Source organism: Candidatus Hydrogenedentota bacterium (assembly GCA_012730045.1).
GTDB lineage: Bacteria > Hydrogenedentota > Hydrogenedentia > Hydrogenedentales > CAITNO01 > JAAYBR01.
Map to the genome: position 1 here is coordinate 1 of JAAYBR010000095.1, position 20246 is coordinate 20246.

Below are 20246 nucleotides of genomic sequence, written 5' to 3' on the forward strand. Positions count from 1 at the left end.
CGCTGTACGACTCCGTCACCGCGCCAAGCGTCAGGCCCGCGCCCGTGAGCGCCGCCTCGGCGGCGGCCTGCGTCAGGCCGACCACGTCGGGCACGGCCACCGGCTCGGGTCCCAGAGAGACTTCAATGTCCACCGCCGTGTTCGGAAGCACTTCCGTGCCCGCCGCAGGCGTCTGGCTCATCACCTGGCCCGCCGGGACGGTGTCGCTGTACGACTCCGTCACCGCGCCAAGCGTCAGGCCCGCGCCCGTGAGGGCGGCCTCCGCGGCGGCCTGCGTCAGGCCGACCACGTTCGGAACCGCCACCGGCTCAGGCCCCAGGGATATCACCACGTTGACCGCATCGCCGGCGCCCGCTGCGGCGCCCGCCGCGGGATCCTGGCTGATGATCTCTCCGGCGGGAACCGCGTCGCTGTAAACCGAAGTGACGGTTCCCAGGATGAGGCCCGCGCCCGTGAGTTCGGTTTCCGCCTGCTCAAGCGTCATCCCGGCGAGATTGGGCACGCTGATCACGTCGCCGACCACCACCTGAATCTCCGTGCGGGCGACTTCCACACCCCCGGAGAGGGCGGCGAGATAGACCGTGTACACGCCCGGCACGTTCGGGTCGAAGCCCGTGTAGTTGCCATAGCCGTACTCGGTGAGGTCCATGTTCAGGAACTCGTAGTTGGCGGCGTTCTGCACGATGTTGGCCGAGGCCAGCAGCGTGGTGTAGTCCGCGGGCGTCGCGGCGGTGAGGCCGGGATGCTGCTGCGTGTAGACGCCGAAGGCGTGGTCGGGCACGCCCAGGGTGTTGAAGAGCCCGTTGTCGCTGATGGGGTCAAACACCAGCCAGTTGCCCGTGCCTGCGGGGTCGAAGTCAATGCCCGCCTCGAAGGTGTAGTCGGCGAGGACGGAGGACGGGGTGCCGTCGCGGTCCGTGTCGTCCGTGTTCACCGCGAAGGCGACGCTCCAGACCGGGGTGGTCTCGGACGCCCAGGAGGGGTGCGGCAGCGCGAGGTTCGGCGTCCCGGTCGGGAAGCTGTACGTGCCGTCGCCGTTGCTGTTGAAGATGTTCTGCGGCTGGTTGTTCGCGTCGAAGCGCAGCTGGGCGCGCAGGCCCAGCTCCACGCCGTCGCCCCGGCCGACCGTGAACGCGCCGTTGGCGTTGCCCGACCCGAAGAGCATCTGCATCGGGTCGTTCGGGCCGACGCTGATGTCGCCGAAGGTGACGGGCTCCGGCTCGAAGGGCGGCTGCGGCCCCGCGGAAACGACGAGGTTGACGGCCTGGCCGGCGGTCATCACCGTGTCGGGCGCCGGATCCTGGCTGACCACGTCGCCGGCGGGCACCGTGTCGCTCCAGTGCAGGTCGGTCGTGCCGACGACCAGGCCCGCGCCGGTGATGGCGGCGGCGGCGTCCGCCTCCGCCAGGCCGACCACGTCGGGGGCGAGAATCGGGTCGCCGACCAGAATCTGGATCTCCGTGCGGGCGATCTCCACCCCGCCATCGAAGGCGGCCAGGTAGACGTTGTAGACACCCGGCTCGTTCGGGTCAAACCCGGAGAAGTCTCCGTAGCCGTACTCGGACAGGTCCAGGTTCATGAACTCGACGTTGCCCGTGTTCTGGGCAATGTTGCACGTCGCAATCGCCGCCGCGTAGTTCGACGGGGTTGTGGCGATGATGCCCGGGCTCTGCTGGGTGTACAGGCCGAGGGCATGGTCGGGCACCCCGAGGGTGTTGAACAGCCCGTTGGAGCTGATCGGGTCGAAGACCAGCCAGTTATCCGTGCCCGCGCTGGGGTCGAAATCCACCCCCAGCTCGTAGGTGTAGTCGGCGAGAGTGGCGGCCGGCGTGCCGTCGCGGTCCTCGTAATCTGTGTTCACGGCCAGCACGACGTTCCACACCGGGGTGGTCGTGGTCGCCCAGGGCGGACGCGGCAGCGACAGGTTCGGCGTGCCCGTGGGGAAGCTGTAGGTGCCGTCGAAATTGTTGTTGTAGATGTCGCGGGGCTGGTTGTTCGCGTCAAAACGCAGCTGGCCGCGCAGGCCGACCTCGACGCCGCCGCCCCGGCCGACGGTGAAGGAACCGTTGGTCCCCGCGCCGTAGAGCATGCGCATCGGGTCGGACGGACCCTCGCTGATGTCGCCGAAGGTGACCGGCTCGGGCTCAAAAGGCGGCTGCGGCCCGGCGGAGACCACCAGGCTCACCGCCTGGCCGGCCGCCATGACCGTGCCGGCGGCGGGGTCCTGGCTGACCACCGCGCCCACCGGAACCGTGTCGTTCCAGTGGTTCGCGACGGTGCCCACGGCGAACCCGGCGGCGGTGATGGCCGCCGCCGCATCGGCCTGCGGGAGACCGACCACGTCGGGCGCGGTCGCCGCGGCGGTGCCCACAACCACCTGGATTTCCGTGCGGGCGACTTCGGCGCCGTCATCGAAAGCCGCCAGGTAGATGGTGTAGACACCCTCCTGGTTCGGGTCAAACCCGGAATAGTCGCCGTAGCCGTACTCGGTGAAGTCCGAGTTGAAGAACTCGGCGTTCGCGGCGTTCTGCACGATGTTGGTGGAGGTCAGCAAAGCCTCATAGTCCGGAACAGTCGCCGCGGTGAGCCCGGGGCTCTGCTGGGTGTAGAGGCCGAAGGCGTGGTCCGGCACCCCGAGAACGTTAAACATGCCGCTGGAGCTGATCGGGTCGAAGGCCAGCCAGTTGCCGGTGCCCGGAGACGGGTCGAAGTCTATGCCGACCTCGTAGGTGTAGTCGGCCAGCGTGGCGGCGGGGGTGCCGTCGCGGTCGTCGAAGTCCGTGTTCACGGAGAAAACCACGTTCCACACCGGCGTGGTGGCGGCGGCCCAGTCGGGATGCGGCAGGGCCAGGTTCGGCGTGCCGGGGGCGAAGGTGTAGACCCCCGCCCCGTCGTAGTTGAAGATGTTCGCCGGGTTGTTGTTCGCGTCGAAGCGAAGCTGGGCGCGCAGGCCGAGCTCCACCCCGGCGTTCCGGTCCACCGTGAAGGCGCCGTTGATCATGCCGCTGCCCGGCAGAAGCTGCTGCGGGTCGGAGGGGCCCGTGCTGATGTCGCCGAAGGTGACCGGCTCGGGGATCACATAGGGCTCGGGGCCCGAGGAGAGCACCACGGAGACCGCGCCGCCGGGCACCATCTCGGTGCCGGGGAGCGGGGTCTGGCTGATCACAGCGCCGACGGGCACCGTGTCGCTGTGGGCGTAGTTGACCGTACCCAGCGTCAGCCCGAGCGCCGCGAGGGCGGTCTCGGCCTCGGCGCGCGCCATGCCGGTCACGTTCGGGGCGACCAGCGGATTCTCGATGATGACGCGGATTTCCGTGCGGGCGATCTCCACGCCCCCGTCAAAGGCGGCGAGGTAGACAGTGTAGACACCCTCCTGGTTCGGGTCGAAAGTGGAAAAGTCGCCCATCCCGTATTCGGTGAGGTCCATGTTGACGAACTCGGGGTTCGACGTGTTGTGCAGGATGTTCGTGGAGGACAGCAGGGCCGCGTAGTCCGGCCCGGTCGCCGCGGTCAGGCCCGGGCTCTGCTGCGTGTACAGGCCGAAGGAGTGGTCCGGCACGCCCAGCACGGCGAAGAGGCCGCTGGGGCTGACCGGGTCAAAGCGGAGCCAGTTGTCCGTGCCCTCGGGGTCGAAGTCAATGCCGACCTCGTAGGTGTAGTCGCCGAGCACGGCGGACGGCGTGCCGTCACGGTCCTCAAAGTCCGTGTTGATGGCGTAGGTCACGTTCCACACCGGCGTGGTCGTCGTGGCCCAGTCGGGGTGCGGCAGGGCCAGGTTCGGCGTGCCCGCCGGAAACCGGTAGGTGCCGTCGTTGTTGCTGTTGAAAATGTTCCGGCTGTTGTTGTTCTCGTCGAAGCGGAGCTGGGCGCGCAGGCCGAGCTCCACGCCGTTCCCGCGGCCCACGGTGAAGGCGCCGTTGATGTTGCTGCCGTAGAGCATGGTCTGCGGGTCGGACGGCCCGGTGCTGATGTCGCCGAAGGTGACCGGCTCGGGGATGTAGACGGGCTCGGGGCCGGAGGAGAGGATCAGGATGACCTCCTGGCCCGGCTCCAGCTCGGTGCCCGACGGGGGAATCTGCCCGATCACCGTGCCTGCGGGAACCGAGGCGTCGTATTGGTAGGCGGGCGGGCCAACCGTCAGCCCCGCGTCCAGAATGGCCTGCTCGGCCTCCTCCCGCGTGTCGTTGATGACGTTGGGCGCGATCGGGGGATTCCCCACGATGACCTTGATGGAGGAGCGGGCGATCTCGGTCGCGCCGGAGAACACGGCGAGGTAAATGTCGTACACGCCGTCCACATTCGGGTCAAAACCGGAATAGTCCCCCATCCCGTAGGACGTGAGGTCCATGTTGATGAACTCGGGGTTCGTGGTGTTCTGCGTGATGTTGAAGGCGTTCAGGGCGTCCAGATAGCCCTGGGAGGTCGTGGCGATGACGCCCGGGCTGGCCTGGGTGTACAGGCCAAACGCGTGGTCCGGAACCCCCATGACGCCCAGCAGGCCGTTCTCACGGATCGGGTCAAACCGCAGCCAGTTGTCCGTGCCGTCGGGGTCGAAGTCCATCCCGACCTCGTAGGTGTAGTCCGTAAAGACCGACCCCGGCGTGCCGTCCCGGTCCTCGTGGTCCAGGTTGACCGAGAAGGTGACGTTCCAGACCGGCGTCGTGATGGTGGCCCAGTCCGGATGCGGCAGGTCGAGGTCCGGCGTTCCCGTGGGGAACGTGTAGGTGCCGTCCCCGTTGCTGTTGTAGATGTTCTGGGGCTGGTTGTTCGCCCCAAAGCGGAGCTGCGCCCGCAGGGCCACCTCCACCCCGTTGCGGCGGTCCACCGTGAACCCGCCGTTCTCCCCGGAGCCGTAAAGCATCCGGGTGTCGCCGAACGTGGCGTTGTCGTCAAACGACAGCGCGGCGGCAGCGCCGCCCCCGCCCAGCATTCCCAAAAACACCAATCCGGTCAGCAGCAGGGAACTCTTCCGCATCTCGTCATCCTCCGTATTCTCTGTGTCCGTCGCGTCCACGCCATCCGCCGGGAACCTCCGGCGGAATCCAGAAACGAACCGGCCGCCCTGTGGCGGCCGGGGCTTTCCTTTTCACTGTCGCGCCATCCGCGCCGCGTCCCTCCGGCACCTGCGGGCGGCGAGCCCTCCTGCGCCGCCCAGCAGCGCGCACAGAAGGCCGAGACCGGCCCCTCCCGCCGCGGGCAGCCTGGGCGCCTCGCCCTTGGACACCACCAGGTTCACCGCCACGCCGACGGGCACCTCCGTGCCGGCTGCGGAAACCTGGGAGAGCACCGTGCCCGCGGGGAACGTGCTGAACTCCTCCGTCACCGTGCCGAGCAACAGCCCGGCGGCCTCCAGGGCGGTTTGGGCCTCGGCAAGGGTCATGCCGATCACCTCCGGCGTCTGCACGGTGGAGGCGCCCACCAGAATGGTGATTTCCGAGCGGGCCACCTCGACGCCGCCGGAAAACGCGGCGATGTACACGTCGTACACGCCGGGCTCATTGGGGTCGAAGCCGGAATAGTCGCCAAAGCCGAAGGCGCGCAGGTCCAGGTTGATGAACTCCACGTTGGACGTGTTGTGCGCGATGTTCATCGTGCCGATCGCGTTCATGTAGTCCGGCAGGGTGGTGGTCACGATGCCCGGACTCTGCTGGGAGTAAAAGCCTAAGGCGTGGTCGGGCACCGCAAGCTGGAAGAACAGGCCGTTGCCGTTGATCAGGTCAAACTTCAGCCAGTTGTCCGTGCCCGCGGACGGGTCAAAATCCACCGCCATCTCGTAGGTGAAGTCGGACAGCACGGCGGACGGCGTGTCGTCCCGGTCCTCGTGGTCGCTGTTGATGGCGAAGACCACCGACCACACGGGCGTGGTCTCGCTCGCCCACTCGGGATGCGGCAGGGCAAGGTTCGGCGTGCCCGTGGGGAAACTGTAGGTGCCGTCACCGTTGCTGTTGTAGATGTTCTGGGGCTGGTTGTTCACCCCGAAACGAATCTGGCCGCGCAGCCCCAGCTCCACCCCGTTCCGGCGGTCCACCGTGAACCCCCCGTTGGTCCCGCTCCCGTAAAGCATGCGCTGCGGGTCGGACGGGCCGGTGCTGATGTCCCCGAAGGTCACGTCCTGGTCGTAAAGCAGCGCCTCCGCGCCGCCCGCCAGAAACAGAACAAAAAACACCCCCGCAAAAAACGCAACGCTCTTTCCGTTCACTGTACGTTCGCCCCATGGTTGTCGAAGTCAACAACACCTGCCGTGGCGGCGTCTGCCCGCGGTCCCCCGCAAACGCAACCACCCTCTGGATGCTCTGAGACTCCGTCGTCCTGACGTCAACGCTACACGCCCCGCCACCTCACCGCCCAAACCTTGCCCCTAACTGTACCACCATCCCCCCCGCATGCGCAAGGGCTTTTTGCCACTAATAAATTTTTTTCCTAATAGTGTGCGCGCTGCCCAGATGTCGCCCAATGGAAAAATGTTGCATACAAGAGAGGCGCGACCCTTCGAATAGGTGCGTCCAATGATGCAGGCGCGGGGGGGGGCGCTCAAAACGGCGGCGGGGTGAAAGGGGTCCGTTCACCCATGGGATGTGGAGAACCCGGGGCCTTCCGGCAAGAGATTGCCGCGGCGGCCCGGGGCGGTCGCCTCGCAACGACCGTAAGAACGCACGTCATCGCGAAGAAGCGCAGCGACTGCGGCGATCTCGTGCCCGCCGCAGCTTCGGTTCTCAAGAGGTCTTGTCCGGCGGTCAGGGAGACACGCGGACATTGACACGCGGCGGCGTCCCGGATATGATGACACGGGTTTTGACAACGGCAAGGAAAGGGATATTCTCCATGGACAGCACGATGCGGCGGCGGGCGTTTCTCCAGACAGCGGCGGTGGGCGCGGGACTGATGGTGCTCCCCAGCGGCGCCCTCTTCGGCGCGGAGACGCCGAACAGCAAACTGAACATCGCCCTCGTCGGCGCGTACGGCCGGGCCATCGCGCACTATGACGGCCTCGCGAAGGAGAACGTCGTCGCCATCTGCGACGTGAACGAGGAGCACCTCGACTTCGCCGCCGAGAAGTTCCCCAAGGCGAAGCGGTATGTGGACTGGCGCAAGTGCCTCGACCAGAAGAACCTCGACGCCGTGGTCTGCTGCACCGCCGACCACACCCACGCCTTCGTCGCGACCTGGGCCATGAACCGCGGGCTGCACGTCTACTGCGAGAAGCCCCTGGCCAACTCCGTGGAGGAGGCCCGCATGGTCCGCGCCACTTACCTCAAGAACAAGGGGAAGCTGGCGACCCAGGTCGGCACGCAGCGCCACTCCCACGAGAACTACAACCGCGTTCAGGAACTCATCCGCGACGGCGCGGTGGGCGAGCTGAAGTCCGTCTGCGCCTGGGGCGACCGCCAGATCCGCCGCCCCGGCTACCCCGCGGGCCAGGGCAAGCCGCCGAAGAACCTCCACTATGACCTGTGGATCGGGCCAGCGCCCTTCCACCCCTACAGCCCCGAATACTTCTCCGGCGAGCCCGGCGCCAACTGCCTCCAGTGGAACATGTACTGGGACTTCGGCTCGGGACAGGTCGGAGACATGGGCAGCCACACCATGGACATTGTCTGGAACGCCATTGAGGCGGGCCTGCCGGTCACCGCCGAGGGCACGGGCGACCCCTTCAACCCCGAGGTGACCCCCGTCGCCCTCACCATGACCTGGGACATTCCGGCCAACGACTGGCGCCCCGCGATCCCCGTCTCCTGGTACCAGGGCGGCGCGATGCCCAATGCGCCCGCGGACTATGTGAACCTCGCCAAGATCAACCACGGGGCCATGTTCAAGGGCACCAAGGGCACCCTTGTCTCCCATTTTGAGCGGCGCTTCCTCATCCCCAACGACGAGGACGGCGACCTCACCTACTACACCCCGCGCGCAAAAGATGCGCTCCTGCCGCCCGTCGGAAACTTCCAGTACGAGTGGTTCAACGCCTGCAAGGGGAACCTCAAGACCTCCTGCGACTTCGACTACGCGGGCAAGATGATCGAGATGATGATGCTCGGTCTTGTCGCCTACCGCGCGGGGAAGAAGATTGACTACGACGGCGCCAGCGGCACCGTCACCAACTCCCCCGAGGCGCAGGCCCTCCTCGCCCGTGAATACCGCAAGGGCTGGAAGCTGAACGGATAGGCGATGCCGCCCGTTACTTGTCCTTGGGCAGGTAGGAAAAGCACTCGCCCCAGGCCATGAGGACGGCGCGGGGCAGCGCGTCGCCGAGGCGCGGGTAGGTCAGCCAGTAGGGCTCGCGGTGGTCGAGGGTGTGGCCAAGCTCGTTCTCGTGCCCCGGAATGACGACGGCGGGGCGGAATCCCGCGACGACCCGGGGAAGGTCCGGCGACCAGCAGTTGGGCAGGAGCACATCCACGCGCCGCGATTCCCCCGCCTTGTCTATCCACGCGAAGTCGGCGTCGTTGGACTGGTCGCCCGTGTGGGCGAAGGCCAGGCCGCCGGGCGTGGTGACCAGCACCACGTTGTTCTCCAGCGCCTTGCCCTGGTGCCCGGGAAAGGTGACCACCTCCAGGCGCACGGTGCCGCCCCGCACCGGCAGGGGCATGGCGGCCCCGGCGTCCCGCGAGGGGCGCGTCAGTCCGGCGGCGAAGGGCGCGTCGTCCCACAGGTCTCCCGGCACCACGACGGGCTTCCCCGCGCGGACGAAGGCCTCCGCCACGGCGGGGTCGGCGTGGTCGTCGTGCAGGTGGCTGATGAAGAGGACGTCGCACTCCCGGGCGAAGTCCGCGACAACGTCTTCGGGCAGGCGGAATCCCTCCTTTTCCAGATGCGCGCCCGTGACGACGTCAAACGCGAGGGTTGCCCCGACGGTCCGCACGATGAACCCGTGGTTGTAGAGCCGCCAGATCCGCGCGCCCTCCGTCACCGGCCCGCTTTTGAGGGCGTCGGCGACGCCCCGGGTGCGGTCCCTGAAAAAGGCCTGCACGGCGGGCTGCTCCGGCGCGTCGGGCTCATGCAGGAGGGTGTCCAGCAGGAGCAGCGCCGTGCGCCGCTCGGGAACCCCGCCGGGGGCGGGGGGAACCCTGCTTAGCGTTTCCCCGACGGACTCCAGGGCCAGATGCCGCTGGCGGTCGAGAAACCCGGGGATGTCCCCCCACCAGTTGGGCCGCTCCCCGTCGGGCGGCGCGCAGACCGCCCCGGCGCACATTCCCAGGGCCACCAGGGAACCCGTCATCTGCCAGGCCATGCCGCTCATGATGCACATCCTCCAGTCGGACACTTGCCGTCCGGCGGTCAGACCTCGTCCTTGCCCTCGCCGAGGAGGGCGTCCACAAACTGGCGCGCGTCGAAGGGCTGAAGGTCCTCGGCGGACTCGCCGACGCCGATCATCACGATGGGGATGCCGAGCTGCTTCTGGATCGCCACGGCCATGCCGCCGCGGGCGGTGCCGTCGAGCTTGGTGAGGATCACGCCGGTCACGTCGAGGGCCTCGGTGAAAATCTTCGCCTGCTGGAGGCCGTTCTGCCCCGTGGTCGCGTCGAGGACCAGCAGCACCTCGTGGGGCGCGCCGGGCAGGCGCTTGCGCACCACGCGCTGGATTTTCTTCAGCTCCTCCATCAGGTTCACCTTGGTGTGGAGCCGTCCCGCCGTGTCAATCAGCACGTTGTCCACCCCGCGCGCCACCGCGGCGTCCACGGCCGCATAGGCGACCGCCGCCGGGTCCGCGCCCTCCTTCTCCCGGACAATCTCGGCGCCCGTGCGCTCGGCCCAGATGGCCAGCTGGGCGCAGGCCGCCGCACGAAAGGTGTCCGCCGCGCCCAGCAGGACGCTGCGCCCCTGCCCGCGCAGTTTCTGGGCCAGCTTGCCCGCCGTGGTCGTCTTGCCCGAGCCGTTCACCCCGGCGATGAGGGTCACATGCGGCTCCCCGGCCGCCGCCCAGGTGACCGCGCGCCCGTCGCCCTCCATCAGGCTGACCATCTCCGCCTTGAGCAGGCCGTACAGCTCGTCCGGCGTGGCCAGGCCGCGCTCGCGGACCAGGCGCCGCATGTCGGCCACGATCTGGAGCGTGGTCTCCACGCCGAAGTCCGCCTCGATCAGCGTCTCCTCCAGTTCCTGGTAGACCCCCTCGTCCAGGCGGTCGCGCCCGGCGAAGACGCGCCGCACGCCGCCGACCAGGGAGTTCCTGGTCTTGCCGAGCCGTTCGCGCAGTCTCGCAAAAAAGCCGCCAGAAGCCATGAATCTCGTCTCCGGAATGGGTTGCTCAAAGGGGCGCGCCGGACACGGGCCGCCCGCATGCAGGGGGCGAGTGTAGCACACGCGGAAGGGTCCGGGTCAGTAGGCGGCCCGGAGGGAATAGGCCACCGCCTGATAGGTGCGCTCGTTGAAATCAACACCGGCCATGATGGCGAAGCCGCCGTCGGGGTTCGCCGCGAGCGCCCCGAATCCCGCGTAGTAGCTGTCGTTGCGGCGGATGCCCACATCGGTCCATTCGGCGCGGAAATGACCCGCTTGGGCATCCTTCCGGCCCATGCCGCGGACCTCGGACCCGTCCAGAAGACGCGCCGCGAAGAAGTATTTGTCCCCCTCCATCTTCACCACGGCGCCGCCGATGAAAGTCATGCTGGTGCCCAGGCGCTCGTACAGCGCAAAGGTCCCCTCCGGCGCCGGGTTGGCCGCCGGATTGAGGCGCACTGTCTCCGCCTGGCTGGCCGTGGGAAAACTGTCGTTCAGGCTGCGTTCCAGCGCCGCGTACACCGCGGCATCGGCGCCGTCCCAGAAGACAAAGGGCCGCAGCGTGACCGTCGGCGCGCCCCCGTTTTCGGGCACCGAGGTGAGCCGCGCGGAGAAGCCGGAAATGTTGATGCCCAGCCACAGTACAAACAGCAGCCCCAGCACGGTGACGGCGCCCACGAGGAAGGTGCGCCGCTCCTTCGACTTCCCCTCCCCCGCCATCATCGTGTCGGCGGCAAGACGCATCAGGCGCTGGTCGCGCAGGTTGTTGCCGCAGTAACGGCACAGGAGCGTCCCCTCGGGGTTCTCCTTGCCGCACTGACTGCACACCGCGTCAGCGTCTATGGTCTCTTTATACTCTTGTGCGAATGGGTCCTGGGCCATGTCTCTGCATCCCGCATCTTACGCGTATTTTCGCATATTGCCTTCCAATTGTCCAGATATTTTTCAGGGTTTCCTGAAAAATACATGCGTATTCTGCGCTTTTCAAACAAAAATGTCAACTATCCGCGGCGCAGGAGCCGCACCCGGCCCGCACGGCGGCGGTGAACCTGCGGCGGCGGCGCGTCGGAATCGGCCCCCTGAAGGGGGGCCTCCCCCGGCTGTGACGGCGCGGGAACCGCCACGGGAAGAGACGCGAACAGCGCATCGTTGGCCCGGGGCAGCACGGTGATCCGGTTCTCCGGCCCGTCATCGTCGAGGCTGTCGCGGCGCTTGTCCCGGCGTGCGTTGGGCACCAGCGAATACCCGATGATGTCGCCCAGATCCAGCAGGAGCGCCAGAATGAGGAAGAAAATCTCCTTGAAACCGACCGTCTTCACATCCATCAACTTGGCGAACACGGCGAACAGGGGGCTTTCGGTCTTGACAAGTTCAGGCAGGGGAACACCGGTGACGGCGGCGAGGTCCTTGATGATCACCCGCAGCTCGGCCTGGTTCTTGTCAATCTCCTCCAGCGAGGTCGGGCGGGCCGCGCGCAGCAGCTCATCCGCCTTGTCCTTGGTGAGCAGCCCCGCCTCCACCGCCTGCATCTCCACCTCCGTCTCCCTGGAGAGGATGGTCAGGTTGTATTCCTCCTGCCGCGCATACTGGCCGTACCCGGCGGGCGCCTTGCGCAGCCCCCGCTTTTCGGCTTCCAGCTCCCCCTCCTGCTTCGCGACCCCCTTGAGGAGCTCGCTCTTCTTCTCCAGCAGGACCCCCTGCGTCTTCGCCAGGTACTCCTCGTAGGGGGCGCGCATCCGGTCGTTGGAGTAGCGCAGGTAGAATTCCTTGTCCGCCGTCCGGTAGAGCACGTCCATGTTGAAGGTGATGGAGATGAAAGCCACCACGGTAAGGCCGAGCAGCCCGGCGATGTTCAGCCGCTTGTGCCCGCCGATGATGGCGATCTTCAGCGCAAGCAGCATCAGGCCGATGGAGACGGAAAGCCCCAGCGCCACGATGGAGCACTGCCACACCGTCCCCTGGGCCAGGGGAATGGCGATCTTCGGCTCCGGCAGGATGGAGTCGTTCAGGCTGGCGTAGGTGGTCCAGATGGACACCAGGGACAGCATGCTCATTGCAGCGCTCAGGAGAAGGCGGGTGGACCATGTCATGGCGGGACGCTCCGCAGTAAGAAAATGAGGGCAAAAGGGCCGTTACCAACACTATAGGGCAAACGGGGAAAAAGTTCCAGCCCCCCCCCGGCGCCGGAATCTCCGAACGGGGGCCAAAAATCGCCTTCCGGGGCGGTTTCCCTTGGACGGGGAGCCTGCTATACTGGGGGCATCGGTCACCCGGCGGCCCGGAGGGGCACGGCGCATCTCCGGCGCGCGCGGGCGCAAGCCACGCCCACAGGGGCAAAGGAGGGTCGGGTCATGTGTGAGCAGTGCACGCGGAGACAGTTCTTCGAGCGGAACGCGCTGGGCGGGATGGTGCTGGCGGGCGCCGCCGCGGCGTATGCCCGGGCCGCCGACACGCGGCCGGCCGCGCCCCGGGGGAAATCCCGCATCTGCGTTCTCATCACCGGCGACCCGCAGCCGGGGGACCGCAACTGGGGCGCCGACGACGGCCAGATCGCCGCCGTGAAGGCCCGGCTGGCGGAGGCGGAAAAGCGGCTCGGCGACGTGGAGCTGTTCCACGGCGTGTCGCACAACCCGGACGAGACCCGGGCGGTGCTGGCCGAGGCGGGGCCGGACGTGCCGGTGCTCGCCATGAACGTGCAGAACTTCGCCATGCACAGCGCGGTGCAGCCGGTGTTCGACGAGGGCCGCGCGATGGCCGTTTTCGCCCTCCCCGCGAGCGGGCACGACTGGATGTACGTGCCGCGGTGGCGGCGCGCCGGGCGCCGGGTCTCCCTCTTCGCCAGCAGCGACCTGGACGAGCTGGAGCGCGCCCTGCGCCTGCTGCGCGTGGTGCCCATGGCGCGGCGCAGCCGCGTGCTGCTGCTGCCCCCCGCCCAGGGCACCGAGCGCGCCCGCAGCGCCGAGGAGGTGAAGAAGTTCCTCGGCGTGGACGTCGTCTCCGTGGCGGAGAAGGACTTTGACGACCTCATCACGGCGGCGGACCCCGAGGCGGTACGCGCGGAGGTCGAGGCGTGGACCAGGGGCGCGAAAAAGATTATGGAGCCCACGGCCGAGGACATCGAGAAGGCCGCCCGCGTCAGCGTCGCCCTCGACAATCTCATCGCCCAGGAGCACGCCGACGCCCTGGCCATCGGCACCTGCATGGGCTGGCTCCCCCGCGGCTTCCCCTGCCTCGGCTTCACGCGCCTGCGTGACCGCGGCGTCCCCGCCGCCTGCGAGGGCGACATGGACTCCCTGCTGACCATGCTCCTGTTCCAGTACGCCATTGACCGCCCGGGTTTCCAGGGCAACGCCACCTTCGACACGTCGCGCAACGCCCTGTGGACCGCCCACTGCACCGCCCCCCTCCGCATGGAAGGCCCCGGCGGCAAGGACGCCCCCTACCTCCTGCGCGGCCACTCCGAGGTCGGCGGCAGCGGCTGCGTCCCCGAGGTGCAGTACCGCGTCGGCGAGACCGTCACGCGCACGAAACTGGTCAACCTCGACACCCTGCTCATCTCCACCGGCAAGATCATCGAGGTGCCCAAGGTCTCCGTCCACGGATGCCGCACCCAGATCGTCACCGAGGTCCGCGACGCCGAGAAGATGGCCGTCAACTGGAGCAGCGCCCTCGAAACCGAGGACGCCATGACCCTCCTCCACCGCGTGGTCTTCTACGGCGACCACCTGGCGGACATGCGCCACCTGGCCGACCTCATGGACCTTACGATCATCGAGGAGGGCTGAGGGAGGGCCGGAAGGATTCGGCGTGAATGAAACGAAGCGCGGGGGCGGAAGCGTGTCCGCCCCCGCGGTCTTCTCTGCGGCTGTGTTTGCGTGAACAGGAGGATGCCCTGATGTCTTTTCGACCCTTTCTCTTTCCGGCGGCTGCCTGCCTGCTCGCGGCGCTCGCCGGGGCCGCGCAGGACGCCGCGCCGTCCCTCGCGGAACTGGCGGACGGAACCCGCCCCGCCACCGCCGCGCTCCAGCGGATGATCGAGGAGAGCGCGGGCCTCGTGGAACTGCCCGCGGGCACCTTCCTCCTCGACGGGCCGCTGGTGCTCGACCTGCCCCGGCTCGGGTGGCGGTCCCTGCGCGGCGCCGACGGCGCGACGCGCCTCGTGGTGGCCCATGCCGGGCCCGGCATCCTCGTCCAGGGCGACCATCAGGGCACGGCGAACCCCGCCACCGTCCAGGACCACACCTGGGACCGCGAGCGCTTCCCCTCGGTCAGCGGCGTGGAGATCCTCGGCGCGCACCCCGAGGCCGACGGCATTGTGCTGTCGCGCACCATGAAATGCGTCGTGCGCAACGTGCTCGTCCGCAAATGCCGCCACGGCATACGCCTCGTCGAGCGCAACCGCAACACCCTCATCGCGGATTCCCACGTCTACGACTGCCTCGACACGGGGGTCCTCCTCGACGCCTGCGACCTCCACCAGGTCAACATCACGGGCAGCCACATCAGCTACAACGGCCGCGCGGGCGTCCGCCAGTACAACGGCGACGTCCACAACGTGCAGATCAGCGGGAACGACATCGAGTACAACGCCGGGGCCGACGGCGGGCTCCCCGCCGGCGAGATCGTCCTCGAGGCCCCCGACGGCATCATCAGCGAGTACAGCATCACCGGGAACACCCTCCAGGCCCGCCCGCAGAACCCCGGCGCCAACCTGCTCGTCCTCGGTGCGGAGAACGACGCCCCCCACGGCGCCCGCACCATGGCCGTCTCGGGCAACGTCATCGGCGACCGCGACAAGAACATCGTCCTCTCCCGCGCCTGCCGCGTCACCGTCGCCGCAAACACCGTCTACGGCGGCGCCGCCCTCAACGTCCACCTCGACCGGTGCGCCAACATCGTCCTCAGCGGGAACAACATCGGCAGCCGCCCCTTCTCCCACAACGCCGCCGACCCCCATGTGGACGGCGTCCTCGTCGAGGAGTGCGACAGCGTGCTCCTCTCCGGCAACATCCTCAGCGGCCACCGGTTCGGCGCCCCCGAACGCGGCGGCGCCGTCACCCTCGTGAACGCCCGAAACTGCCGCGTCACCGGATGCCAGATCCTCCACCCCCGCGTCCGCGGCGTCCACATTCTCGGCGGCGCCGGATGCGTCGTCTCCGACAACACCATCACCGCCCCCGACGAGGGAGGCGATTTCCTCGCCGCCGTCGAACTCTCCGGCGACGGCAGGAACCACCTTGTCCAAAACAACATGATCAGCGGCGGCCCCGACCCTGCTCTCCCCGCCGACCCCGCCCAAGGAACGGTCAAAGACAACACCCTCCTCCCCGCCCCGTGAGAGTCTGGAGTCCGGAGTCTGGAGTCGGGAGTCTGGAGTCTGGAGGAAGAGGGAACGCGGCGGAACGCCCGACTGCCCTCTTCCTGAAGCCTGAAGCCTGGAAGAGGGTTTTCACACGGAGGCACGGAGGCGCGGAGAGTTGAGCGGGGAAGGACAGGAAAAGACCCTGCGGGCGCGCGCGGTCCGGGTCCCCCCTTGAGGGGGGCGGTTCGCGGGAGCGAACCGGGGGATGTTCCGGATTCCGGGGCGTTGACGAGCAAGAGATTGCTTCGCGTCGCTGCTAAGAAAGTACTGGATTTGCCGGGGTAGCCGCCCTCCCCTGGGAACGCCAATCTCCTGATTGGCACGCGCCCTAAGAGGCCAATCGGGAGAATTGGCGTTCCCAGGGAAGCCCTTTCTTCAACGACATTCCCGCCTGCGAGCCCCAGACCGCCGTAGGCGGGAATTCCGTCAATGAACGGAGGGCTGCGGGAGCGCCGGATACGTAGACGCGGCATCCTGCCGCGTTCTTGGGCTTTTCGTTGGCCCAAAGAACGCGCCAAGATGGCGCGGCTACATTGCGGGCGTTATCGCCAACTTACTTCATTAGCAGCAAAGCGAAGCAATCTCGGTCCCGTGGAGACGGGGCACGTCCCGGAGGAGACCCGGAGGCGACCCGGAGACGCGGTGCGCAGGCGGACGGCGGGGTTAGTCGGGAGTCTATAGTCGGGAGTCTGGAGGAAGAGAAAAAGACGGGCCTCACACGGAGTCACAGGGGCGCGGAGAACTGCGGGAACCTGCTTCCTGAAGCCTGAGGCCTGAAGTCTGACTCCCTCTTCCTGAAGCCTGAGGTCTGAAGCCTGAAGCCTAGAGCCTGTAGCCTCCCTCCGGCGGCGTTGCCGTGAGCGTCACCTTCCCCCCGTCCAGATACCGGCCCGTGTAATACGGTTCCGGATCCGCCGTGATGCCCGGATCCTCCAGCACCAGCGCCCACTCCGGCGTGAACCCGGCCACCAGGGCGATGTCATCCGTCATCTCCACCACGCCCCCGCTTCCCACAAGGGCGGCGTCATCGCCCAGCCACCCCGTGAAGCGCCACGGGGCGTCCTCCTCCACGGGAGAGGGATAGAGCGTCAGCTCCGTGCCATAGTCCACGACACACTCATACATCCTTCTATAAACACGTTACCTTTACTCCTGCGCTACGATTGAATAGATAGAATGCCCATATTGATGTCTGCCACTTTACGCAACACATCTCCTTAAATCCCAGCTATCGGCCGATCCGCGTCGGCCTACCTATTGACATGGAGCTACTTCCCGTAGGGAAACCCTCCATACTCGATAGCATCGAATAGAATATTCAGCGGATACCGCGTTGCCTTGTCAGCCAATTCTGCGTTAAACATTTCAGGCCTTCTGTCGCGTATATGATGGATACACCATACTAATCCCGGGTCATATTTATCGGAAGGAAGCGTATCATAAGCAAACTGCTTTGAATCAAATATACGCAAAAGGCGAGCAACGTTTTCCGCATTTGAATACTGCGCAATGTTGCTCCAAGAATGAATAGACGCCCCATTCCATATTTGAAATCCCTTAGATTCATCGAATAGGTAGTCTATCTGATAGCTGACGGCAGAAGGGCCGACAGCCCATAGCAACTGACGCACTTCGCACGGTATAGAAAAGAAATCATCGAACAAATAGAGAGGAAAGTGCTGAGACTCATAAGCAACACATTTTCTATACAGCTTCTCGTATCTGTCATTAAGTGAATCGGCAGAATCGGCAATAACCTCGAGAATCTGTTTGCCTGTCTGAGGAAAATCGTGCGTCTCTTCATGCGAATCGTTAGCGCATTTAAAGTGAATCCGCATATTGAAGATTTGCACAACGTATTTTCCAACAGGCAATAGTGTGTCATACTGAAGGTGAAGAGGATAGCAAATAACTGACTCTTCCTTTGGATGCAAGCGACAATGGGAAAGCATACTTTGACTGAGCGGATATGTAAGAAGCTGTCGTTTATGAGGCGTCATGACAGCCCCGTCCGTAGCGCTCTTTAGCATTATCGTAAATGCATTATTATCAAACACGCTATTGCCTTCAACCCATATACTAATACTCTTGTCTTCCGTATTGTTACGCATTGTTATGACAAGCGATACTGGCTCGCCTGCTACTATTGTTGTATGGTCAAGTCGGCAATCAACTGATATTGCCGCAGTCAAAGAGCCCGCGCTGACAGTTGTGAGACAAATCGGCCCCAATAGCATAGCTAACAGGTTCATTCTCTATTCCTCCGGCAGTGGTGTTGGAGCACAGGGACATGTTGAAGACCAGAGATCGGCACACTGCGAACGCATTGCTTGCCCATGCTTTGCTAGCTCTGCCGTTCGAGAAGCTCCGATAAATGAACGGGTGATACGATGGGGCCCCCCAAGGAATTGGTAGAAGCCGCATGAATCGACGTAAACAAAGTACTGCGATATATAGCAGGAGGCATCTGTGCATGTGCTATCACATTTCGCGCTCCAGTTGTTGCTATCAGGGAATACTCCTAAGGCCCCTGTCGCCCCTCCAAACGCATACAATCGTGCGTCGAGATTTTGGAGGCCAAAGCTATCTGGGATATAGTCTCTTGCCGTTGTACCAGCGGGCCATCCATCAAGAACTAGCCACTTATTTAGCAAGAATGCTGCGTAAGATTTGGCGCGAACCTTTTGCATTACGTCTTCTATAGAAGGCTCATAGTTAAACGCGAGAATCTCTTTAAATTTACCTGTCAGGTCCCCAAGGATCCCGGTACTGGAGTCCCACCGATAAACAAACTCCTGCCGTCCTTCATATCCAATATCCTCGCACTGCTCCACTTGTTCTCCAATTTCGACGCCGCTACCCATTATAACGTATGGGTATGCCAACATCGCGTTGATTTTCACTGATTCCTTCATGATTATGTATATTGTCGCTTGCTTTAAGGGAGTATCGGAGTTCAATGTTACGGGATCGCCGCTTGCCAACGCATTGGTGTAAACTTCCGCGTTACCGGTCCATCCGGTAAAAATATACCCGCAACGCGTTTGTGCGGTTAATTGAACGACTTCGCCCTCCTGCGGTGCCAGACATAGTCTCTCCCCCACATAAAACGTTTGGGCGTCATTAGCCACCACCAAGCCGCCTGCCGCGGCCTTGTCGGCGTTTTCCAATCCCGGGTGCGCGTCCTCGATCTCCACGCGGACATTGAGGGTGGTGCAGGGCTTGACGGCCTTTCCGGGCACGGTGGCGCTTTCGGTCACTGTCAGGCCCTGCCAGGGGCTGGAACAGGTGGGGGTGCCGGAGGCGCCGACCCACCCGTCAATATAGTACCCGGGCTCGGGATCACAGTAGAGCGCGACCGAGGACGCGGCAATGGGGGGCACCGAGCGAAAGGAGCCGCCGAAGATCGCCGGTCTGTTGCTGAAGCCGATGGAGGACACCGCGTGCGGCACATTGGGGGGGCACAGGCTGACATAGTCGAGACCGGGCAGGTCAAAGGACGGACAATTGCCCAGCGTGAACTCGCCGTTCGTTATGGGCCTTGGCAGTGTGACGGTGGCCGAGGAACTTTCGGTGACCGCGTCGTTGTTGACGCCGTGTATCAGGACGTTGTAGCGGGTAGCCGGGAAGACGGGGGGCGTCTTGCGGCTCACCGCCACGCGGAAGCGCGTCCCGAAGGGCGCGTCGTACACGGTCCGTCCCAGGGCGTCCGTGGACACGTTCACCTGGTCCGCGAAGGGGCCTGACGGCTCCGCCGTGTACGCGAAATCCTCGTTTTCCGGCGGCACCAGCAGGGTCGTGCGCGCCCTGGGCATGGCAAGGGCGAAGAAATTCGTGCCGCCGGCGGACTTTTCCCCCGTGTCGGCGTTGAAGGTGAACTCCACGCGCTTCTTCGAGCTTCCATCCGCCAGGGTGCCGGGGATGTACCATTGGTGGAACGCCTCGTCCTGGTCGGGCTTGACCCGCAGCTCGATGATGCGGCCCGCGCGGATGATGTCCTGCTCTCCGCCGGTCAGTTGGCCATGCGTAAGCTCTATGCCCTTGCCGCCCGGCTCCAGCTTCACCCAGGCCCGGAACGCCATGCCGCCCTGGTCCATCCGGAGGTACCCGGAGCCCGGCCCCGGCGCGCTCAGGTCGTCGTTCCAGCAGTGCAGGGAGTCCAGCGGCTCCGGCTCCGGCATGTCGTCCAGCTCCGGGTCGAGCATCCGGTCCAGCAGGTCCGCCAGGGGTTCCGTGAGCGACCCGCCCATCTCCCACTCTTCCAGGTTGGTGACGGCGTCGTTGTCCGCGTCCGCCTGGGGGTCCAGATGGCGGTGCTGGGAGGAGTCATACCCCGTGGCCTCGATCTCCAGCCCCGTGCTCTCCAGGACCACGGACCGCACGAAGTCCGGAACGTCCCATCCGCCTATGGTCATATACGCCGCCATGGTCTCCACCAGCCACGGGTACTGCCCCGCGGCCTCCGCGCCCAGTTCCTCCGCAGCCCGGGCATGGTTCGCCCAGTAGGCCGCATGCGCCGTGGCCTGAACGATCCCGCCGACGAGGCCCAGGTCCACCCGGGGATCATGCATCACCGCGTCAAGAAACGCAAACTCCACCACGCCGTCCAGATACCGGCCCGTGTAATAGGGTACCGGATCCGCCGTAATGCCGGGATCCTCCAGCACCAGCA

12 protein-coding genes are annotated in these 20246 nt (G+C 65.6%); 3 read left to right on the forward strand and 9 right to left on the reverse strand.

All coding sequences use genetic code 11. The annotated features are described in order from the left end of the window. Both GXY15_09775 and GXY15_09780 read right to left on the reverse strand, forming a co-directional pair. Window positions 1-4975, reverse strand: a 4975-nt coding sequence (locus GXY15_09775) for a PASTA domain-containing protein (protein ID NLV41497.1), incomplete at its 3' end; no start/stop codon positions are given. 111 nt (window positions 4976-5086) lie between these two features. Continuing rightward, window positions 5087-6199: a PASTA domain-containing protein gene (locus GXY15_09780; protein ID NLV41498.1), complete on the reverse strand. Its 1113-nt coding sequence runs from the start codon at window positions 6197-6199 to the stop codon at window positions 5087-5089. A 578-nt stretch (window positions 6200-6777) separates the two neighbouring features. Between GXY15_09780 and GXY15_09785 the strand changes: the two genes are divergently transcribed. Further along, complete coding sequence (locus GXY15_09785; protein ID NLV41499.1) at window positions 6778-8160, forward strand: Gfo/Idh/MocA family oxidoreductase; 1383 nt, start codon at window positions 6778-6780, stop codon at window positions 8158-8160. A 13-nt stretch (window positions 8161-8173) separates the two neighbouring features. On the opposite strand, the gene GXY15_09790 is transcribed toward GXY15_09785, so the two are convergent. The 4 genes from GXY15_09790 to GXY15_09805 all read right to left on the reverse strand — a co-directional run bounded on the left by GXY15_09790 (window position 8174) and on the right by GXY15_09805 (window position 12302). Then, on the reverse strand, window positions 8174-9235 hold the full coding sequence (locus GXY15_09790; GenBank protein NLV41500.1) for a hypothetical protein: 1062 nt from the start codon (window positions 9233-9235) through the stop codon (window positions 8174-8176). 38 nt (window positions 9236-9273) lie between these two features. After that, a complete protein-coding gene (gene ftsY, locus GXY15_09795; protein NLV41501.1) occupies window positions 9274-10215 on the reverse strand; it encodes a signal recognition particle-docking protein FtsY in 942 nt (313 codons plus the stop codon). Window positions 10216-10311: 96 nt separating this feature from the next. Then, window positions 10312-11094: a zinc ribbon domain-containing protein gene (locus GXY15_09800; protein NLV41502.1), complete on the reverse strand. Its 783-nt coding sequence runs from the start codon at window positions 11092-11094 to the stop codon at window positions 10312-10314. A 119-nt stretch (window positions 11095-11213) separates the two neighbouring features. Continuing rightward, the gene (locus GXY15_09805; protein ID NLV41503.1) at window positions 11214-12302 is read right to left on the reverse strand and encodes a hypothetical protein; all 1089 of its coding nucleotides are present in this window, start codon (window positions 12300-12302) and stop codon (window positions 11214-11216) included. A 261-nt stretch (window positions 12303-12563) separates the two neighbouring features. Here GXY15_09805 and GXY15_09810 point away from each other — a divergent pair, with 261 nt between their 5' ends. Both GXY15_09810 and GXY15_09815 read left to right on the forward strand, forming a co-directional pair. Continuing rightward, the gene (locus tag GXY15_09810; protein ID NLV41504.1) at window positions 12564-13997 is read left to right on the forward strand and encodes a hypothetical protein; all 1434 of its coding nucleotides are present in this window, start codon (window positions 12564-12566) and stop codon (window positions 13995-13997) included. Between the two features lie 110 nt (window positions 13998-14107). Beyond that, on the forward strand, window positions 14108-15550 hold the full coding sequence (locus GXY15_09815; protein NLV41505.1) for a right-handed parallel beta-helix repeat-containing protein: 1443 nt from the start codon (window positions 14108-14110) through the stop codon (window positions 15548-15550). A gap of 846 nt (window positions 15551-16396) precedes the next feature. Here GXY15_09815 and GXY15_09820 read toward each other — a convergent pair. The 3 genes from GXY15_09820 to GXY15_09830 form a co-directional block, all read right to left on the reverse strand. After that, entirely contained in the window at window positions 16397-16684 is a 288-nt protein-coding gene (locus GXY15_09820; protein ID NLV41506.1) for a hypothetical protein, read from the reverse strand. Window positions 16685-16842: 158 nt separating this feature from the next. Beyond that, on the reverse strand, window positions 16843-17826 hold the full coding sequence (locus GXY15_09825) for a hypothetical protein (protein NLV41507.1): 984 nt from the start codon (window positions 17824-17826) through the stop codon (window positions 16843-16845). A 3-nt stretch (window positions 17827-17829) separates the two neighbouring features. Further along, window positions 17830-20246, reverse strand: a 2417-nt coding sequence (locus GXY15_09830) for a hypothetical protein (protein NLV41508.1), incomplete at its 5' end; no start/stop codon positions are given.

What these genes read in the sequence shown, in the direction of transcription:
- GXY15_09785 (NLV41499.1), top strand. Translation starts at nt 6,778, where the DNA reads ATGATGACACGGGTTTTGACAACGGCAAGGAAAGGGATATTCTCCATG.
- GXY15_09790 (NLV41500.1), bottom strand. Translation starts at nt 9,235, where the DNA reads ATGAGCGGCATGGCCTGGCAGATGACGGGTTCCCTGGTGGCCCTGGGA.
- ftsY (NLV41501.1), bottom strand. Translation starts at nt 10,215, where the DNA reads ATGGCTTCTGGCGGCTTTTTTGCGAGACTGCGCGAACGGCTCGGCAAG.
- GXY15_09800 (NLV41502.1), bottom strand. Translation starts at nt 11,094, where the DNA reads ATGGCCCAGGACCCATTCGCACAAGAGTATAAAGAGACCATAGACGCT.
- GXY15_09805 (NLV41503.1), bottom strand. Translation starts at nt 12,302, where the DNA reads ATGACATGGTCCACCCGCCTTCTCCTGAGCGCTGCAATGAGCATGCTG.
- GXY15_09810 (NLV41504.1), top strand. Translation starts at nt 12,564, where the DNA reads ATGTGTGAGCAGTGCACGCGGAGACAGTTCTTCGAGCGGAACGCGCTG.
- GXY15_09815 (NLV41505.1), top strand. Translation starts at nt 14,108, where the DNA reads ATGTCTTTTCGACCCTTTCTCTTTCCGGCGGCTGCCTGCCTGCTCGCG.
- GXY15_09825 (NLV41507.1), bottom strand. Translation starts at nt 17,826, where the DNA reads ATGAACCTGTTAGCTATGCTATTGGGGCCGATTTGTCTCACAACTGTC.